At 45.7% G+C, this 623-nt stretch carries 1 protein-coding gene; it reads right to left on the reverse strand.

Annotation, left to right across the window (positions count from 1 at the left end; translation table 11 throughout):
• Window positions 1–50: 50 nt before the first annotated feature.
• Window positions 51–623 (reverse strand): transcriptional regulator (locus R8N49_RS28325; protein WP_318190594.1); only part of this gene is annotated, 573 nt, incomplete at its 5' end.

The raw sequence follows: 623 nt of genomic DNA on the forward strand, positions 1-623 counted from the left end.
GCCGTAAACAGAGCCATTTACCACCAGCGTGTAAGTTAATCCACCCACGCTTATTCGTCCTCGGTTTTACGTTGACGAATGTATAAGTACACGGTGTGTTTTGAAATGTTAAGACGATCGGCAACACGGTTGATGGCATCTTTGATGTCGAAGATGCCTTTGTCGTACAACTCCATCACGATCTGACGATTCTTGGTGTTGTTCGATACCGATTTATCCGCATTGATTTCTTCAATCGTACGTTCAACGGTTTGGTCCACCAGCTCTTCTACGTCACTCGCGAAGTTCACCGATGAAGCGGCTTCTTTCGCTTCTTGCGTTGGCATGAAAGATTGCAACACTTGCGAAAATGGCGCATCAAGGTTGACGTTGATACACAGCAAACCAATTACGCGATTTTCACCGTTGCGGATCGCAACAGTGATTGACTTCATTAGTACGCCGCCTTTGGCACGTGTGAAGTAAGAACGTGAGAAATTACGCTCAGAGCCTTCAATGTCTTTCAGCATTTTTAGCGCTAAGTCAGTAATAGGCGAACCTACTTGGCGGCCGGTGTTTTCGCCATTGGCGATTTTGATTGCAGAGGTATTTAAGTCTTCCAGAGAGTGAAGAACGATTTCACA

It is taken from the genome of Vibrio sp. 1978, from assembly GCF_033344345.1.